Source organism: Actinoplanes flavus, assembly GCF_017592555.1.
GTDB classification, from domain to species: domain Bacteria; phylum Actinomycetota; class Actinomycetes; order Mycobacteriales; family Micromonosporaceae; genus Actinoplanes; species Actinoplanes flavus.
Genome location: NZ_JAGFNS010000041.1, coordinates 55,082 through 71,777 on the forward strand (window position 1 = coordinate 55,082; position 16,696 = coordinate 71,777).

At 70.1% G+C, this 16,696-nt stretch carries 19 protein-coding genes and 1 pseudogene; 13 read left to right on the forward strand and 7 right to left on the reverse strand.

From position 1 onward, the window contains the following. The first annotated feature begins 202 nt into the window (after positions 1 to 202). The 5 genes from J5X75_RS39345 (at position 203) to J5X75_RS39365 (ending at position 2,812) form a co-directional block, all read left to right on the forward strand. Positions 203 to 562: a YbaB/EbfC family nucleoid-associated protein gene (locus J5X75_RS39345; protein WP_208472813.1), complete on the forward strand. Its 360-nt coding sequence runs from the start codon at positions 203 to 205 to the stop codon at positions 560 to 562. Positions 563 to 626: 64 nt separating this feature from the next. Then, the gene (locus J5X75_RS39350; RefSeq protein WP_208472814.1) at positions 627 to 929 is read left to right on the forward strand and encodes a hypothetical protein; all 303 of its coding nucleotides are present in this window, start codon (positions 627 to 629) and stop codon (positions 927 to 929) included. Beyond that, positions 926 to 1,921: a WXG100-like domain-containing protein gene (locus tag J5X75_RS39355; RefSeq protein ID WP_208472815.1), complete on the forward strand. Its 996-nt coding sequence runs from the start codon at positions 926 to 928 to the stop codon at positions 1,919 to 1,921. Before J5X75_RS39350 ends, J5X75_RS39355 begins: the two co-directional genes overlap by 4 nt. Before the next feature lie 18 nt (positions 1,922 to 1,939). Continuing rightward, the gene (locus J5X75_RS39360) at positions 1,940 to 2,230 is read left to right on the forward strand and encodes a hypothetical protein (RefSeq protein ID WP_208472816.1); all 291 of its coding nucleotides are present in this window, start codon (positions 1,940 to 1,942) and stop codon (positions 2,228 to 2,230) included. Positions 2,231 to 2,260: 30 nt separating this feature from the next. Continuing rightward, complete coding sequence (locus J5X75_RS39365; protein WP_208472817.1) at positions 2,261 to 2,812, forward strand: hypothetical protein; 552 nt, start codon at positions 2,261 to 2,263, stop codon at positions 2,810 to 2,812. A 2-nt stretch (positions 2,813 to 2,814) separates the two neighbouring features. On the opposite strand, the gene J5X75_RS39370 is transcribed toward J5X75_RS39365, so the two are convergent. Genes J5X75_RS39370 through J5X75_RS39400 form a run of 7 tightly spaced genes read right to left on the reverse strand, consistent with a single transcriptional unit; the run spans position 2,815 to position 11,002 of the window. Further along, complete coding sequence (locus J5X75_RS39370) at positions 2,815 to 3,417, reverse strand: hypothetical protein (RefSeq protein ID WP_208472818.1); 603 nt, start codon at positions 3,415 to 3,417, stop codon at positions 2,815 to 2,817. Then, positions 3,414 to 4,532, reverse strand: coding sequence for a M23 family metallopeptidase (locus tag J5X75_RS39375; RefSeq protein WP_208472819.1), 1,119 nt, complete (start codon positions 4,530 to 4,532; stop codon positions 3,414 to 3,416). The genes J5X75_RS39370 and J5X75_RS39375 overlap by 4 nt, the downstream gene beginning before the upstream one ends. Further along, positions 4,529 to 5,071 carry a hypothetical protein gene (locus J5X75_RS39380; protein WP_208472820.1) on the reverse strand — a complete coding sequence of 181 codons (543 nt, stop codon included), beginning with the start codon at positions 5,069 to 5,071 and terminating at the stop codon, positions 4,529 to 4,531. Before J5X75_RS39380 ends, J5X75_RS39375 begins: the two co-directional genes overlap by 4 nt. Positions 5,072 to 5,074: 3 nt before the next feature. After that, entirely contained in the window at positions 5,075 to 7,018 is a 1,944-nt protein-coding gene (locus tag J5X75_RS39385) for a DMT family transporter (RefSeq protein ID WP_208472821.1), read from the reverse strand. A 1-nt stretch (position 7,019) separates the two neighbouring features. After that, positions 7,020 to 10,337 carry an ATP-binding protein gene (locus J5X75_RS39390; RefSeq protein ID WP_208472822.1) on the reverse strand — a complete coding sequence of 1,106 codons (3,318 nt, stop codon included), beginning with the start codon at positions 10,335 to 10,337 and terminating at the stop codon, positions 7,020 to 7,022. Between the two features lie 37 nt (positions 10,338 to 10,374). Next, positions 10,375 to 10,737: a hypothetical protein gene (locus tag J5X75_RS39395; protein ID WP_188120140.1), complete on the reverse strand. Its 363-nt coding sequence runs from the start codon at positions 10,735 to 10,737 to the stop codon at positions 10,375 to 10,377. A gap of 1 nt (position 10,738) precedes the next feature. Then, positions 10,739 to 11,002: a hypothetical protein gene (locus J5X75_RS39400; protein ID WP_183224381.1), complete on the reverse strand. Its 264-nt coding sequence runs from the start codon at positions 11,000 to 11,002 to the stop codon at positions 10,739 to 10,741. 362 nt (positions 11,003 to 11,364) lie between these two features. Between J5X75_RS39400 and folP the strand changes: the two genes are divergently transcribed. The 8 genes and pseudogenes from folP to J5X75_RS39440 form a co-directional block, all read left to right on the forward strand. Further along, positions 11,365 to 12,189: a dihydropteroate synthase gene (folP, locus tag J5X75_RS39405; protein ID WP_208472823.1), complete on the forward strand. Its 825-nt coding sequence runs from the start codon at positions 11,365 to 11,367 to the stop codon at positions 12,187 to 12,189. Beyond that, positions 12,186 to 12,548 carry a dihydroneopterin aldolase gene (folB, locus tag J5X75_RS39410; protein WP_208472824.1) on the forward strand — a complete coding sequence of 121 codons (363 nt, stop codon included), beginning with the start codon at positions 12,186 to 12,188 and terminating at the stop codon, positions 12,546 to 12,548. Before folP ends, folB begins: the two co-directional genes overlap by 4 nt. Continuing rightward, positions 12,545 to 13,072, forward strand: a complete 528-nt coding sequence (gene folK / locus J5X75_RS39415; RefSeq protein WP_208472825.1) for a 2-amino-4-hydroxy-6-hydroxymethyldihydropteridine diphosphokinase — start codon at positions 12,545 to 12,547, stop codon at positions 13,070 to 13,072. Before folB ends, folK begins: the two co-directional genes overlap by 4 nt. Continuing rightward, complete coding sequence (locus J5X75_RS39420; RefSeq protein ID WP_208472826.1) at positions 13,069 to 13,587, forward strand: DUF3180 domain-containing protein; 519 nt, start codon at positions 13,069 to 13,071, stop codon at positions 13,585 to 13,587. Before folK ends, J5X75_RS39420 begins: the two co-directional genes overlap by 4 nt. Positions 13,588 to 13,724: 137 nt before the next feature. Then, positions 13,725 to 14,933: an ABC transporter permease gene (locus J5X75_RS39425; protein ID WP_238490769.1), complete on the forward strand. Its 1,209-nt coding sequence runs from the start codon at positions 13,725 to 13,727 to the stop codon at positions 14,931 to 14,933. 40 nt (positions 14,934 to 14,973) lie between these two features. Continuing rightward, positions 14,974 to 15,258 (forward strand): hypothetical protein, encoded by a 285-nt coding sequence (locus J5X75_RS39430; RefSeq protein WP_238490770.1) that lies wholly within the window; start codon positions 14,974 to 14,976, stop codon positions 15,256 to 15,258. Between the two features lie 45 nt (positions 15,259 to 15,303). Then, positions 15,304 to 15,795: a hypothetical protein gene (locus J5X75_RS39435; RefSeq protein WP_204297862.1), complete on the forward strand. Its 492-nt coding sequence runs from the start codon at positions 15,304 to 15,306 to the stop codon at positions 15,793 to 15,795. A gap of 110 nt (positions 15,796 to 15,905) precedes the next feature. After that, positions 15,906 to 16,696 (forward strand): annotated as a pseudogene (locus tag J5X75_RS39440) (hypothetical protein); the annotation flags it as partial.

Sequence of the window (16,696 nt, forward strand, 5' to 3'; positions counted from 1 at the left end):
TCCTGTCCGCGCCATAAAACCTATCCCAGACCCGCCCGGTCACCGCGTTGCGTCCCCGGTGCGACTTTCGTGCCGGACCGGTCCCGACCAGTCCATTCAGGACCACCTACGAAACGGTGCGTGTCGGCTTGAACCCGAAGCGTGCACCAGCGGTATTCGTAGCCACACGATCCGCGCGGGACGACAGCGAGGGGAGGCCGCGGTGGACCACACGCAGAGGCACGGTGAGCACGCCCGATCCACCCACACGGTGGAATCCGGCGACACCGCCGACTACATCGCGTCCGCCGGCACCGGCGCCGACGGGCTGGTCCGCATCGAACTCGACGGCGCCGGGCGACTGTGGGACGTCGTACTCGACCCGCAGGTCACCGAACTCACCGTCGACGAACTGCGAACCGCCCTGTTCGACGCGATCACCGAGGCGCAGGCCGGCATGGAGACGGAACACCGGACGGCGTACGAGGACGCCGTCGCCGACGTCAACACCGCGGCCGAACGCCGCTTCGCCGAGATCTCCGCGGCCCTGCACGACCTCTCCCGGCGGGCGGCCGACCGATGAGCCGGCCCGGGTTCTCGTGCCACCACCGGGACGGATCGGGGGCGGCGACATGAGCAGCGTACGGATGAGGCTGGACCCGGAAGCGGTGGCGTCGTCCGGACGCGCCCTGGCCGGCATCGCGCAGCGGATGGCCGACGACGTCGCAGTCCTGGAGACCACCGTCACCGGCCCCGGCAACCCCTGGGGCGACGACGAGAGCGGCGGCGTCTTCGCCATCGCCTACCAGGCCGTCCTCGGGCACGCCCTCCAGGCGCTCGGCTCCCACGTCCAGCAGATGGGCGAGGCCGCGCTCACCCTCACCGAACAGGCCCGGGCCGTCGCCGCCACCGACGCCGCGGCCGCGGCCGCGCTGAGGGCCGAGTCATGACCATCGAACTGCCTCCGGAACTCACCGAGCCGCTCGAATGGCTCGGCCTCAGCTGGCCGCAAGCCGACGAGGACCGCCTCTACACCGACGGCATGGCCTGGATCCAGCACGGCACCCGCCTGCGCCTGCACGCCGCCGACGCGGACGCGGCCGCCCGCCGGGTCTGGCTGGAGAACGAGGGCGCCACCGTCGAAGCCTTCGAACAGTGGTGGAACGGCGACGACGGCCCCGGCCGCCACCTCGCCGACGCGGCCACCGCCGTCGAACTGATCGGCGCCGGCCTCATCGCCATGTCCGGCGTCACGGTCGCCCTCAAGACCGCCTACCTGGCCCAGCTCACCCTGCTCGCCTTCCAGGTCGGCCAGGCCATCGCCACCGCCGCCGTCTCGGCCGGCGCCACCCTCGCCGAGATCCCGCTCTTCGTCGCCGCCAGCCGGATCGCCTGCCGCCAGCTCGTCCACAAGGCGCTCCAGGTGGTCGAGGGCGAGATCGCCCACTCGTTCACCCGGGCCGCCGAACTGCTCCGCACGGCCGGCACCAAGGCCGCCGCCCAGCACGCTGGCCAACTCGCCAAGCACTTCGGACAGAACTCCGAATTCCACCGCCTCATGCGCGAGGTCGAACGAGCCGACGTCCGCAGCCCCCTCGACGGCGCGAACTTCTACTCCGGCAAGGACAGCGCCGGAACACCCATGCGGGTGTACGCCGAGAAGCACACCGACGGTGTGACCTCGGTGACGCTCGAACAGACGCCGGGTGGCGCCAGGTTCGACGACATGCTCCTCTATGAGGACGGGTCCCCGATTCGCAACAAGCAGGCCGACAACGTCTGGGGGCGGCTTTCCGAGAGGTACGCCGAAGACGCGCAGGGAGCGGTGACGGCCTGGGCACACGAGCCGCGCGTCAACAGCATCTGGAACATCGTGGAGAAGCCGGCCTTGGAGCGGAATCCGGCAGTGACGAGGATAGGTGTCATCGACCCCGAGGCGTGATGTCGGATGGAGGCCCGGATGGGGGTGGAGGAGATCCGCAGCCAGGCGGCGCGGACCGACACCGGTGTGGTCCTGCGAAGCGTCGACCGGGAGACGATGCGGGCCGACTACCGGGGCCACAGCATGGTCCTGCCGGTCGACCGCGGAATCGGCTCCTACGGCGTCTACCTGCCCCGTGTGCCCGTCTGGGACGACGGCGAACCGATCGCCGCGGACGACCTCGCCGTCATCCGGGAGGCGGTCGTCGAGGTCCTGGAGCACTGGGGCACCCAGACCGAGTTCATCACCCTGCCCGAGTGGAACCCGTAGAGGCTCTGTGGACGAACTACTGTCTTATGTATGCAACGCAGTGAGCCGGGCGCCGGTGGGGCCGGATACGAGGGGGATGTCACGGTGACGCCCCCGGAGCGTCCTCGTGCCCGTCTGCAAAGCCGCCGGGCCCGCCTGTGGCTCGCCCTGGGCGGCGGCATCATGGCCCTCCTCTGCCTGGGAGGCGCCGGCGTCGTCTTCGTCCTCTTCAACGACGCCACCGAGATCAACCGTAGCGAGCCGGACATCGTCGCCGACGCCTTCCTGATCGCCTATCTCGTGAACAGAGACGATCAGCAGGCGCAGCTCTACACCTGTGATTCCCCGGACCTGCAAGCGATCAAGGGCCTCCGCGATGAGTTCCTGAGGCGGGAAGCCGAGTTCAAGGTGACGGTCTCGGTCAGTTGGGGCGCTCTTTATCGGGCATCAACCGGTCAAAACCAGGAGGACGTGAGTACTCAGCTCACGATTTCCAGCGCCGCCAACGGCAAGATGAACAGCAGCAGGAACGAAGAATGGGTATTCAAGCTGCAGGACCAGGGTGGATCCTGGCGTGTCTGCGGAGCGGCAAAGCAGGCGTGAGCCTATTCGACCCACACCAGGTGCGCTGGAACCTCCAGCGTGCGGGGGATCTTGCCGCTCCAGCCCCACCTGTACCAGTCGAGCTCCTGAGCCACGCGCACGGTGACCGTGCCGTCGTCGCTCACGTGTGTCTCGGTGACGGCACGCAGGTCACGGCGCTCTTCGCCGTTGTCCGTCACCTGCGTGACCCGGCGCCCGGTCAGCGAATCCGCGTCGATAGCCGCTACCGGCGGACGTCGTGGCGGCTCATCGAGCGAAACCAGCTGATTCACCTTGGCGCCGGGAATGCTGGTGCCGGCGAACCCCAGTTCCTCGACCCACACCCGCTCGACCGGAACCAGTGCGGCGAACACTTCCGTCTGCTCGGCCTCGGCCCTGTACCACTCGGCCTCCGGCATCACCGGAACATAGGTCCGGCTGCCCTGTATCACCTTTTCATCGGCCCGGAGATCACCCCGCCAGCCGTGTCCGGGTAGTCCGACGAGCACGCGCCGACCCCGCAATTCTCCGGCCATGGTGGCGGGAGTGGGCACTATCGGGCGAGGCGATTCCAGCGCCCCTTCCCGGTGCCCGCCGAACGGGTCCGGCATCGTTCCGCCACTCATCCCTGGTTCCCCAACGCTGCGCCCTGCTGTTGCATGAACTGAACCGGATCGACCGCCCCGGCGCTGGACCGGTCGTTGTTCAGATGAACCTCGAAGTGGAGATGCGGCCCGGACGAGTTGCCGCTGCTGCCCACCCGGCCGATCACCTCACCGGCCGTGACCGGCTGGTTCTCCCGCACGAACGGCCGTTGCACCATGTGACAGTAACGCGTCATCACGTTGCCCGCATGAATGATCTCGACCATCCACCCGCATCCGCCCTTACCCGGATAGCCGTCCACATTGCAGGTCTTTCGACCTCTGAAATCCTCGTCGCATTTGACGAGCGAGACCACTCCGCTGGCCGCTGCCTGGATCGGCTTGTACTTCTCCACGCTCAGGTCGACACCCTGGTGAGTGGGTCGCTCCGGGCTACGGAAGCCGGACCCGACCGGCGCCTTGAGGGGGATAGTCCAGCCGGAGGCCGCGATCTGTCCCGCTGCCGCGCACTCCAGGACGATCTGGTTGCCCACCGCGTTGGCGGCTCCGTCGGCCAGCATGTTCACGATCTGGGTGGCCAGTGGCTCGTGTTTCGCGTAGGCGTCCGGGTAGGCGCTGATCTGAACCGCCTGCGCGGCCACGGTCAGCGGCATGCTCTCCCAGCCCTGAATGGTCTTGAGCTTCTCGTAGAACTTCGTGCTGGCGTAGACCGGATCCCGAACCTGCTGCGGCGTGCCCCAACCGGTGCTGGGCCGCTGCTGGAACAGGCCGAGGGAGTCGTGGTCGTTGCGCGAGCCCAGGTGCCCGAGGTTGGTCAGCCGGGACTCCTGCATGGCGGTCGCCACCGCGATCACCCAGGCGCGTGGCGGGAGCTTCATGTCCGCGCCGACGTTGATGATGATCGCGGCGTTGCGGATCTGGGCGGCGCCATACGGCCGGATCCGCGGCAGCTTGGAATCGGGATCGACCGCGCCGCCCTTCCCGCAACCCAGCGACGCGTTGAGGAACCGGTCGCTGTCGTTGTTGGTGAGCCCGTTCAGCAGCAGGACCGTGAGGGTGCCGCCACAGCAGAGCAGCGCGAGCGTGACGACCAGGGCGACTACGAGGACTGCCTTCCGGGGACGACGGAACCTCACGCCGGTTCCCAGTCGATGCCGTCGACGAGCCAGTAGCCCTCCGGTGCCACGAGTCGAAGGCCGAGCTTGCCGGAATCCATCGTCACGGTCGCGTTGACCATGGTCTCGTTGATCGCCACCACGGTCGGCCGCCCGATCACCCGATCAGCCGGAACACTGGTCGGATCGACCCCGCGCAGCTTGTCCGCGAGCGCCTGGGTCGCGTTCGGCTGTAGGCGGTTCATCCACTTCTTCGCGGTGATGTTCGAGTGGTCGACCCAGGCCGAGGCGAACGCGTAGGCGACCGCCTCCGGCTGCGCCCGCCCCGGGCTGGTCTTCGGGGTCGGCGGCGGGTCCGGGGAGACGACACTGTCGTTGTCCGAGGGGTCGATGCTGATCGCTGGCGCCGGGCTGCTGTTGCCGAGAGGAGGAGATGCCTGCCCGTCGGAGAACAGTCGACCGATACCCACGACGGCCAGGATGATGGCGGCGATGACGATGCCGACACCCCAACGGGATCTGAAGATCCCGTTGAGGCCACGCTCGATCAACCGGGGCATCTGCTACCTCGCCTCGGAACGCACCCGCGGGCTGGCCGGCTCCTGGCTGGTGGAGCCCGTCTCCGGCCGGTAGATCGCGTAAGAAGTGGGCCGCTCGGTGACGTCCGGCTCGGTCCAGTCAGCGTTGGCGCGGGTCCGGGCCCGGGCGGGCTGGGGCTGCGGTGCGGGCGCCGCAGTCGGAGCGTCGTCCCGCACGGACTCGTTGCCGTCCGGACGGGTCGGAACGCCGGCGGGAACAATCTCGGTGCTTTCGTTACGCGAGGAATGCGCCGGATCTTCGAGTCGAGCCTCCGGGCGCAGGGTTCGCTGCTCGGCAGCAGAACCCTTGCCGAATGTCGGCTCCCGGGTGCCACCACCCTCGGCGACCTCGAGCTTGGCCGCTTCCCGCATGTCACGGAAGAACCGGCGATGCCACGAACCGGCGGATGCGATGGCGGCAGTGCCGTCCTTTCCACCGAGCTGAGTGATTCGCCGGTACGGCCGGAGAAGCAGCCAGCCGACGATGCCACAAAGCCACACCAGGACGACTTGGAGCCAGCCGGGGAGACTCGCGGTGTTCATGATCAAGTCGACCGCGAACAGATAGATGGCCGCGCCGGTGCCGAAGATGGCGATATTGAACAGAGCTGCCACGACGGCGTTGCCGAGGCGACGGATGCCGCTGCTCGCCGGTTGCAGGAGACCGATGGTTCCCAGGATCGGCGCGGCGATGACCGCCCACCGGAATACGAGGAAGCCGAGAAGCACCAGGAGGGATGCGGTCAGGTCGAACATGGCGAACATGATCGCGGCGAGAACAGCGATGAAGCCGGCACCGATCCTGTCCATCCCGTTGATGCCCTGAAGGTACTGATAAGCCTCCGGGTCCTCCGCCTTGATCTGCTCGGCGACCTTCTGCCACTGCGTGTTCTTCTGCTTGATCAGAGCATCCCGTGTCTGGGGATTCTCGCGGAGCTTCTCCGCCTCCTGCCAGGAGATCGACTTCGCGTCGTAGAGCGCGAGTCCGTACTTCTTGGCGGTCTCGCTGTCGGCCGAGCCGAGAAGTCCGCGCAGGTAATTCCGGTAGAGGATGGTCTCCGTGGCGGTGTCGCTCGCCCGAACCGCCGGAGCCCGGTCGTCCTCGCACGCGCCCGGAGTGGGGTCGTCGCACTGTTCGGGCGGGACCTCGTGTGCACGAGGGCCCACAGCGTCATGGACGACGCTGAGGCTGGTGATCAGGCTCTGATCCGCGATGGTCGCAGACCTGACCGGCCAGGCCGCGATCGCCGTGACGACCACCATGATCAGGATGGCCCAGCCCGCGGTCGTGGTCGCGGCACCCAACTCCGCCTGTCGTGACCGCCAGAGCAGGTAGAGACCGACCACAGCGAGGGTGACCACCCCGAAGACGGTGAACACCTTCTCGTAGACCGCTCGCGTGGCCTGTTCCACCAGGGGATCGGCCCAGCCCCAGAGCGATTGCGGATCCCACGCACGTTCCCTGAGCGCGTTGGAGGCGCCGATGATGGCCGTGGCGATCATGAATTCGCCGTTGGCGATCGTTGTCTCGACCTTGAAGTCGGGGTCGACTAACGTCGAAGCACAGCCGCTGTCCAGGTCATAGGTCGTGTAGTTGTAACCGGCATATCCGTACTTGCTGTAGAGGCCGTCGTAGCCGAGTCCATCCGAGGACTCGGGACGTTCCGCGAACCATCCGGCCAAGCCGGAATCCGGTGTGTTGGGCGTTGGGGCGGTGAGGCATTGAGCGCGCGCACTACTGACCTCGGCCAGGCGGCTTACACAGCCCTGGATGTTCTGCTGCCACTCCTCGACGCTGCAGGCTCCGCCGGGGACCTTGGTCGGCGGCGGGGCCGCCACCGCGCTGGACGGTGCCGCCACCGCCCAGGCGATCGATGCCACCACCAGGACGAACAAGGTGGTGAGGAACGCCAACCCCCGCCGTACCATCTCAAACCTCCAGGTCGGACGGGAGTGGCACGACCGTCGGTGGCGCCACGCCCGGAGTCGTATCCAGGTGTTCGAGCAGCCCGTCGACGTACGAGACGTCGACGCGCACTTTCTGGACCCGCCCGTCCACGTCCCGCATCACGAACTCACGGAACCCGAGCCGGTGCTGGGAGGACGTGTCGACCTGGGAGAGGGACGCGAGGGTCGCCTCGTACCCGTCGTGGACCGGCACTCGCAGGAGCCGGAGTGCCTCGGACGCGATCTCCTGGTCTTCGGCGATCCGGCCGACGAAGACGGTGGAGACCAGGTTCTGGACGTCGAGCCCGAGGATGTCGCGCGGGTTCTGGGATGCCACGAGGGCGGCCAGGTTCCATTTCCGGGAGTCCCGGGCGAGGCGGACCAGGAAGGACCGGCCGGAGCGCCAGCCCTCCATGAAGTGGGCCTCGTCCAGGCCGACCATCTTGCGGGAGGACATCGAGCCGCCGTAGCAGCGACGGACGGCCAGCCGGTGTGCGGTGTGCAGCATCGGCAGGGCGAGTGACTCCTCCGCCGACCAGTACTCCCGCTCGATCTTGAGGTCGGGCAGTCGCAGGCCGGCCATGGTGATGACGGTGAGTGCCGCGTCGGCGCCGAGCAGGTGCTGTGGCGGGTGCCCGAAGAAGAGCAGCGCGAGCGGCATCTCGGCGGTGTCGAGGAGCAGGTTGGCGAGTTCCTTGCCCTCGTCGTCGTCGAGACCCTGGAGGGTACGCACGACGTCGTCCAGTGTGGAGGTCTCCTCGGCCGGCACCTGTCGCACCGCGTGCCGCAGGAGCGTGGCGGTGGAGGCTTCCTTGGCGACCTGTGGCGGCACCAGCATCGAGCAGATGTCCTGGACGAGCATGCGCCGTTCGGCTCGTGCGTTGGAGACGGCGATCTCGTACTCCCGGTCGCCGGCCGGCCCGGTCGGGAACTCGGACCGCACCGGGGTCGGGATGAGCGAGTACGGCGCCAGCGTCCCCTGTTCCGATCCGGTCAGGTTGAGCACCCGGCTGTACGGCCGCAGCTCCGGCATCTGACACAACCGCGCGAGCGGCCCGGACGGGTCGAGCAGGGTGACCTGCACTCCTCGGCGCGCGTTGAGGTAGCCGAGCGCGCCCATCAGGGTCGACTTGCCGCCACCGGGTTCGGCCACGAAGACGCCGAGCCCGGAGCGTTCCCGAACCTCCATGGGGAAGTGCAGGTCGAGGAAGACGGGCCGCCGGCAGGTCCCCGCGGTGCGCCCGATCAGGTCGCCCCGCCGGTCGCCGACCGTGGACGCCGCCTGCGGGAGGGCCGCGGCGAGCAGTTTGACCGGCATGCGGCGGACGTACCCGGTGTTGGCGATCGGCTCGCCGGGGATGAATTCGCGGGCCAGCTGGTCCTGGTTCTTCGGGTGTTGCAGCGAGATCCGCATTTCCCGGGAGTAGAGCTGGATCAGGCGCCGGGCGCGTTCCAGGCACTCCTCGCGGGTGGCGCCGCCGACGGCGATCCGGTGCCAGCCGTGGGCGCGGGCCGACTCGACCGGCAGGCCGGTGGTCATCTCGTCGCCGATCACGAGCGCCCGCTTGGCGAGGCGTTCCAGTTCGGGCGGGGCGTCGATGCCGTGTTCGGCGTAGTCGAGCTGCTGCGAGCGGATCATCCGGAGCCGGTGCTCGAGGTTCTTGAAGGAGCTGCCGGAGCCGAGGATGTCGATCCGTGAGGAGATCTCCATGGGCCAGGGCAGCCGCTCGTGGAAGTGCATCCACGGCTCGTGCTTCTCCGGGATCTCCAGCGGCTCCATCCGGCCGACGGAGAGCACGGCGACGTGGCGTTCCTCGCCGGACATCCGGTTGACGAGCTTGACCGTGGAGCCGTACGGGGTCCGGTACCGTTCGACCTGTTCGGTGAGCGCCAGCAGGTCGCCGGTCTCCCAGTGGCCGTTGGTGACCGGGGAGAGCAGCCCGGGCGGGGCCATGCACAGCGCCACCGACCGGTAGAGCAGCCACTCCAGCTCCTGTGGGGTGACCCGGCGCCCGCGCATGCCGAACGCGTTGAGCACCTCGTCGAACTGTTCGACGGTCCGGCCCAGTTTGCGCCGTTCGCCGTCGGAGGTGCCGCGGCCGAAGACCCGCAGGATCCGCTCGGAGAAGGTGTCGCCGAGCGACCGCCGCGCGAACGTCACCCCGAGGTACGTCTGCCCTTCGGCGTGGTTGACGGAGAGCAGGTGCCGCTGGGCCGCGACCAGGTGATCCGACCAGGAGGTGGCGCCGTGTACGTCGGCGAGCGGCTTGGTGGTGAACGAGTCGACGGTGCGGGCCCACTCGTCGGCCGGGAAGGGCCGGGTGGTCCGGCGCAGGTGCAGGCGGAAGCCGGCGAGTCCGGCGTACTGCTCGGAGATGGCGCTGAGCAGGGCCTCGCGTTCGGCGTCCGGCCGGAACGCCCACCGGACTTCGGGCAGTTGGTACCAGGCGGTGACCGTGCTCTGGGTGAACGTCAGATGCCCGGCGATCTCGCTGATCGCCAGCTCGACGGACGGGTCACGGTCGTTGAACTTGAACTTCGGCGCCCGGACGGGCGCCGGCTTCGGCTCCCGGCGCTCCTTGCGCTCGGCGGGCGCCTTCTCCTTGCGGCGGGCCGGGGCCTTTTCCGGTACGGGTACCGGCAGCGGCGCGGGCGAGCTGGGGGCGGGCACGACCGACACCGGCGCCTGCCACAGCGGGACCGGGTCGGCCGGCGGGGCGACGGCGGGCCCGACCGCGGCGGGCGGCGGCCAGTCCTCGAAGTCGGTCCACTCGTCGTCGTCCACATCGGTGGCCGGCGCCCGGCCGTTCTCCTCGAAGAAGTCCGGCTCGGGCCCGACCGGCGCCCGGGTGAAGGGCGCCCCGTTCCACCCGCGCGAGGTCTCCACCGGCGGCGGGGAGACCGGTGGTGGGGAGACCGGCGGCGCAGAGACCGCTGGCGGAGAGGCCGGTGGCGCGGCGACCGGCGGCGGGGCGACGGGAGCGGCTACGGCCGGTGCGGCGACCGGAGGCGGGAGCGAGATCGGGGCAGCTTCACCCGATCGGGGCCCCGGGGCGCCGCCGAAGAGGTCCAGGAAGGGCGAGTCGATGTCCAGGTTGCTGTCCACCGCGGACCCGCGCGGCCGGACCGGCTGCGGCGCCTGGAAGACGCCCACTCCACCGTGCCCGGGCGCGGTGACGAACTCGTCGGCGTCGTCGACCGGGTCGAGTGAGGAGTAGTTGTCCGAACGCACACCGTTACTCTGCCTGCCCGGGGACGAGGCGTCCGCCCGGGGATGCCCGTGCGGATACGTTCCGGTCATGCGTGGACCTCGTGCGCGTGGACGAAGTGGCAACTGGTCATACCAACTCCTCCCGAACCCGGATGCGAGTGGCGACAAGTCTGGGGTCGCGTTGTTCCACGGCCGGCTCGCGGGTGCGGCGCCAGTCGGTGAGCGCGGTCTTGATGACGGCACGGGCCGGCCGGTCCGGGTCGACGTGCCGGAACACGTACGACGTGGTGACCATGGCCAGGGCGATCTCCCAGGCCGGGAACGGGTCGAACTCGAGCGTCATCAGGTAGTGCAGGAACATGAAGAGCGGCACCAGGACGACGAACATCCCGTACTGCGCATAGGGCAGATGGACGGGCAGTGTGTAGCCGGGCGGGCCGAGATAGACCAGGCGCGCCCGGTAGATGTCGTCGTCGGTCCGGAGCCGCATCTCAGTTGAAGATCAGGTCGATGATCGACTCGCCGACGAAGAACAGCGTCGCGGCGCCGGCGATGAACGCCAGGCCCACGATCGCGATCGCCGAGCTGGTGAGCACTTTGGAGATCTCACCCTTGCTGGCCCGGCCGATGAAGATCACGCCGAGGACCGCGAGCAGGATCGGTGCGATGTTGCTCGCGAAGAAGGTGACGATGCCTTCGGTGTTGATGTTGCCGGCTGGCTCGGCGGCCAGGATGGCGATCTCGGTGGCGATCATCGGTAAACCTCCCGGTGTCCGTGGGGGGTACGGACACGCTGCAGTTGTGAAGCCGTACGGCAACGCCCATATGGTGCTACCTCTGACTCACCGCGTCGAGTGAGCCGTTCGGGCACTGCCATGCTCGTCTCTGCTCTCTTCGGTCACTTCATGATGCCCAGTTCCGAAGAGTACGGCCCGTACATGCGAGCAACAAGCGCCCGTTTCGTTACCCAAGGTGAAGGAGTGCGTGAATCCTCGTTACCTGCCATCGTACGCGTGTTCGAGTACCCGCTGCCCCGTACCCTTCACCTGTGTCCACTTCGCCGACAGACGCGCAGCTCACGGGGTCTGAACTGCTTCGCCGGGATCACCCGGTCGTGATGGGTGTCCTCAACGTCACGCCGGACTCCTTCTCTGACGGTGGGAGATACACCGACCTCGACGCCGCGGTTCAACACGGCATCACGCTTTTTTCCGAAGGCGCGCACGTCATCGACGTCGGCGGCGAGTCCACCCGGCCGGGAGCGGAGCGGGTGGACGCCGCCACCGAGATCACCCGGGTGGTCCCGGTGATCGAGGCGCTGTTCGCCCACGGCGTACCGGTCAGCATCGACACCACCCGCGCGGCGGTCGCCGAGGCGGCGCTCGCGGCCGGCGCCACCATGATCAACGACGTCTCGGGTGGCCTCGCCGACCCGGCCATGGCGTCGGTCGCGGCGTCCGCCGGCTGCCCGTGGATCCTGATGCACTGGCGCGGGCACTCCCGCGAGATGCAGAAGCTCGCCGTCTACACCGACGTCGTCACCGAGGTCCGGGACGAGTTGCGGGCCCGCGCCGACGCGGCGCTCGCGGCCGGCGTCGACCCCGGCATGATCGTCCTCGACCCGGGTCTCGGCTTCGCGAAGCTGCCCGAGCACAACTGGGCGCTCAGCGCCCACCTCGACGTACTGATCGAACTGGGTTTCCCGGTGCTCTTCGCGGCCAGCCGCAAGACCTACCTGGGCCGGCTGCTCGCCGGGCCGGACGGCACGCCGCGGCCGGTCGACGGCCGCGAGGCGGCCACCCTCGCCACCTCTCTGCTGGCGGTCGCCGCCGGCGCCTGGGGTGTGCGGGTCCATGAGGTACGCGCGACCGCCGACGCGCTCGCCGTCTGGGCGGCGACGGGCGCGCCGGTGATCGGCACGGGAATGAGGCGGGGACGATGACCGGACGGATCACGCTGAGCGGCCTGCGGGCCCGCGGCAACCACGGCGTGTACGACTTCGAGCGCGCCGAGGGGCAGGACTTCGTCGTCGACGTGACCCTCGACCTCGACCTGGGCCCGGCCGCCCGCAGTGACGACGTGACCGACACGGTGCACTACGGCGAGCTGGCCACCGCCCTGGTCGGGGTGCTCACCGGCGAGCCGGTCAACCTGCTGGAGCGGCTCGCCGACCGGCTCCTCGACGTGTGCCTCGCCGACCCGCGGGTGGCGTCCGCCGAGGTGACCGTGCACAAGCCGCAGGCACCGATCCCGCACGAGTTCGCCGATGTGGCGGTCACCCTGCGCCGGAACCGCTCATGACGACCGCGGTCCTCTCCCTCGGCGGGAACCTGGGCGACCGGCTCGCCCACCTGCGGGCCGCCGTGGCGCTGCTCGGCGACAGCGTCACCGCGGTCTCCGGGATCTACCAGACGCCTCCGTGGGGAGACGGCGCGCAACCGCCGTACCTCAATGCCGTCGTCCTGGTGACGGATCCCGGCGCGACCCCGCGCGACTGGCTGGACCGGGCACACGCTTGCGAGACGGCCGAAGGCCGGGTCCGTGACCCGCGGCGGCGCTTCGGGCCGCGGACCCTGGACGTCGACGTCATCGTGGTCCGGCGTGCCGACGGCACCCCGGTCGTCGACGACGATCCCGTCCTCACGCTGCCGCACCCGCGCGCCCACCTGCGGGCCTTCGTGCTCGTGCCGTGGCTCGCCGTGGATCCGGAGGCCGAGCTGCCGGGGCACGGCCCGGTCGCCGCGCTGCTGGACACGCCCGAGGTGGCGGCCGACCTCGCCGGTGTCACGCCCCGTCCGGAACTGTCGTTAGAGTCGATGGAGTGAGCGTCAACCCGGGCAACGACCCTTCGCGCCGGACCGATCCCTCGCTCCGGCCGACCAGCGCGTCGGCGCTGATCGTGGCCGCTCTGGCGGCCGCGGCGGTGGGCTGGCTGCTGATCTCCACGAACGACCTCTTCTACTACATCTCCCCGCTGCCGTGGACCGGTGCGGGCGTGCTCGGGGTGCTCGCCGTCGCCGAGGCCTATCTCGCGCAGAACACCAGCGCCCGGATCCAGCGGAAACCGGGCGCGCCGCCGGTCCAGCCGCTGGCCGTGGCCCGGTACGCCGCTCTCGCCAAGGCGTCCTCACTGGTCGGCGCCCTGTCCGCCGGGTTCACCGCGGGCCTGCTGGTCTGGCTGCTGCTGGAGCCGACCGAGGAGGCCGGCTCGAGCGTGCCCACCGCGGCCACCACCCTGGCCGCCGCGATCGCCCTGATCGCCGCGGCGCTCTGGCTGGAACGCGCCTGCCGGGTCCCGGACCGGCCGGACCGCGAGGACGACGAGGCGAACCGGCGCTGACCAGGCGTTGATGATCTTCGACGAGATTCGCCTCTGAACTGAGGCCATCTCGTTTCCGTATGCTTTGCGGCGGGCGGCACCCAGCCGGAGTAGCGTGCGCCTCGAACCGCTCGTGGAGGCGTAAGGAGGCGCGGACCATGGCGTACGACGACACCACCTTCCGCCGGCCCGGTGACGAGAAGACCGAGAGCGACCCGGCCGCCTACCGGCGCCGGGTGCAGTACGACGACACCGCCGGCACCACCCTCGACCAGTCCCTGCGGAGCCCGGTGACCACCACCGGCGCGCTCCCGGCCGTGACCGACGACGGCCGCGACCGGCTCGGCATCCACCTCGGGTGGGAGGTCATGCTGCTGGTCGCCGCGGGCGTCCTCGGCTTCCTGCTGCGCCGGGAGGACGTGGCCGCCCTCCAGCGCCCGGCCCTCGACGCGCTGCTGGTCACCGGCGCCGCCATCGGCCTGCTCACGCTCGGCGCCGGGCTCACCCTGCGGGCCGGCGTGCCGAACCTGGCTCTCGGGCCGATCGCCCTGGCCGCCGCCCTCCAGTACGCCGAGAACGGCGACGAGGGCGTGGTCGAGGCGCTCGTCCCGGCGCTGATCATCGCGGCCGCCGGCGCGCTCGCGGTCGCCGCCCTGGTGGTCGTGCTGCACGTCCCCGGCTGGGCCGCCACCCTGGCCGCCGGGCTCGGCGTCATCGTCTACATCCAGATGCGGCCCGACCCGGTCGTCGTGCAGGGCGACTGGGACCCGACCGGCAAGGCGTTCCTGTTCTTCGGCGGGTTCGCCGCGCTCGCGGTGCTGGGCGGGGCGCTCGGCGCGATCGGCCCGGTGCGCCGCTTCGTCGGCCGGATGCGCCCGGTCGGCGACCCGGCCCGCCGCCGCGGTGCGGCCGCCGCCGTCCCCGCCGTACTCGCGCTGATCCTCTCCTCGCTCTTCGCGGTCGGCGCCGGGGTGCTGTTCGCGGCCCAGGCGGACCGCCCGATCGAGCCGGAGACCGGCCTGGAGTGGACCGGGATCGCGCTCGGCCTGGCCATGCTCGCCGGCACCAGCGCCTACGGGCGTCGCGGCGGCATCTTCGGCACCCTGTTCGCGGTGACCGCCCTGACCCTGTTCCTGGAGTACTCGGACCGTCTCGACCTCAAGATCGCCCTGTTCGCGATCGCCGCCGCGGTCTTCACCGTGGGCCTGATCGTGACCCGGTTCGTCGAGTCGTACGGCGCCGCCTATCAGCCGACGGCCCCGGAGGAGTGGAACGCCGCGGCCTCCAACGGCACGTGGTCGCCCACCCTGCCGGAGACGTGGAACGCGCCGGCCACCCCGGCGCCGCGTAGTGACCGTTGGGGATGACAGCCGGTGGGGCGGCATTCGCTGACCTATGCTTTCGGACATGACCTCGCAAAGCTTCGCGGAACTCGACGCCCTGCCCACCGAGGTTCTGCGGGCGCAGGCGTTCTCCAGGGCGCGGGCGAAACACGACATCGCCTTCTTCTGGTCGGTGCTGCGGCACCTGCCGGACGCCGACGACGCCGCCATCCTGGACGGGGCGCCCCACTCGATCGGTCCCACGGTCGACGAGGCGGTCGCCCTGTGGCGCGAGTTCGAGGGCCGCGACCTCGGGGAGCATGAGCCGCTGCTGCGCGCCGCCTTCATCGACTACCTGAGCAAACAATGACACCCGTCGTTTGAGAAGTCCGTTCCCGTGGGCATTCTCGCGGGCATGGCTCTCGGTAACCGGTACAAGACCGCACCCGGTGCGGGCACTCTTGCCGCACTCATACTCGTCCTGGTCTTCGGCAGCCCGTGGTATGCGGACTGGGCCCAGGAGAACACGTCCCCCGACACCGCGGGCGGCTGGTGGCTGCGGCTGCTGGCCTGGCCGCACTGGAGTTTCGACACCGACGACTCGTTGCGTGACGTGATCGTCGGCGACCTCAAGGCGATCCTGGTGGTCGTGCTGACCGCGCTCTTCCTCTACCTGCTGCCCGGTTCGCAGCTGGCCCGGGCGCGCGGCACGATCAGTCAGTTCTTCGCCGGCTGGGCCGCGTACATCTTCGCGGGCGGATTCGCCGCCCTGCTGGCCACCCTGTTCCTCAGCAACCCGTCCCTGCTCGGCGCGTTCAACGCGGCCGGCTCGGGCGCCCAGTACGGCCTGTTCACCGGCTGGATCGTCGGCCTCGCCTCGCTCGGCGGCTGGCGCGGCACCCGCTGACCTGGCGGCCGGTTCCGTGGCCTTGCCGAGGGGGCGAGGCCACGGCCGGTTCATGCCGTCCCACGACGGACGGTTTTGTCCCGGGCGTGCTCTCGGTAACATCTCCGGCCATGCCGGAACGGGAGACCCAAGGACACAGCGCACGGCTGCTCCGTGGCCTCGTCTGGGCGGGGGTGGTCCTCGCCCCGATGGCGGCCGCCTTCGTGCTGATCGGCGGCAACTCGAACTCGGTGCGGTTCGCGATCCTGCTGATCGCGGTCAGCGTCGTGCTGATCGGCGCGTCGGTGCTGGTCCGCAGCGATCCGGTGCTTCTCCGGATGGACATCGAGGACCGGGTCGCGCAGGAGGTCGAGGCCCTGCGGCGGGAGTTGCGGGCCGAGTTCGCCGAGGCCGCGTCCGCTCCGGCGCCGGTCCCGGCCGAGCCGCGACCGCCGCTGCCCGTGCGCAACACCGGCGGGCGGGCACAGGTCGCCGCGCCGCCGCCGGAACCCGACTACGGACACCGGCCCCAGTTCGTGCACCAGCCCGGCTACGAGCCTCAGCCGGAGTTCTCGCACGCGGATCTCGTCCCGCAGCCGGTCTCGCCCGGTTCCTACGACGGCTATGACCAGGGCGGTTACGACCAGACCGGCTATGACGAGACCGGCTACGACCAGACCGGCTACGACCAGCCGGAGTACGACCAGACCGGCTACGACGACTACCAGCCGGACTTCGCGCCGCAGCCGACCAACGGCCGCGCCTCGGTGCCGGGCATCGTCCACCCGGTCTCACCCGCCCGCAGCAGCGCCCCCGCCGGCCGGGCCAGCGCCGCGGTCCCGCCGCCCGCCACCGGAGCCGCCCGGGTCGCCGTGGCCGCCGTCCCGATGCCCGGCGCCACGCCGGTCGCCGCCGCCGCCGT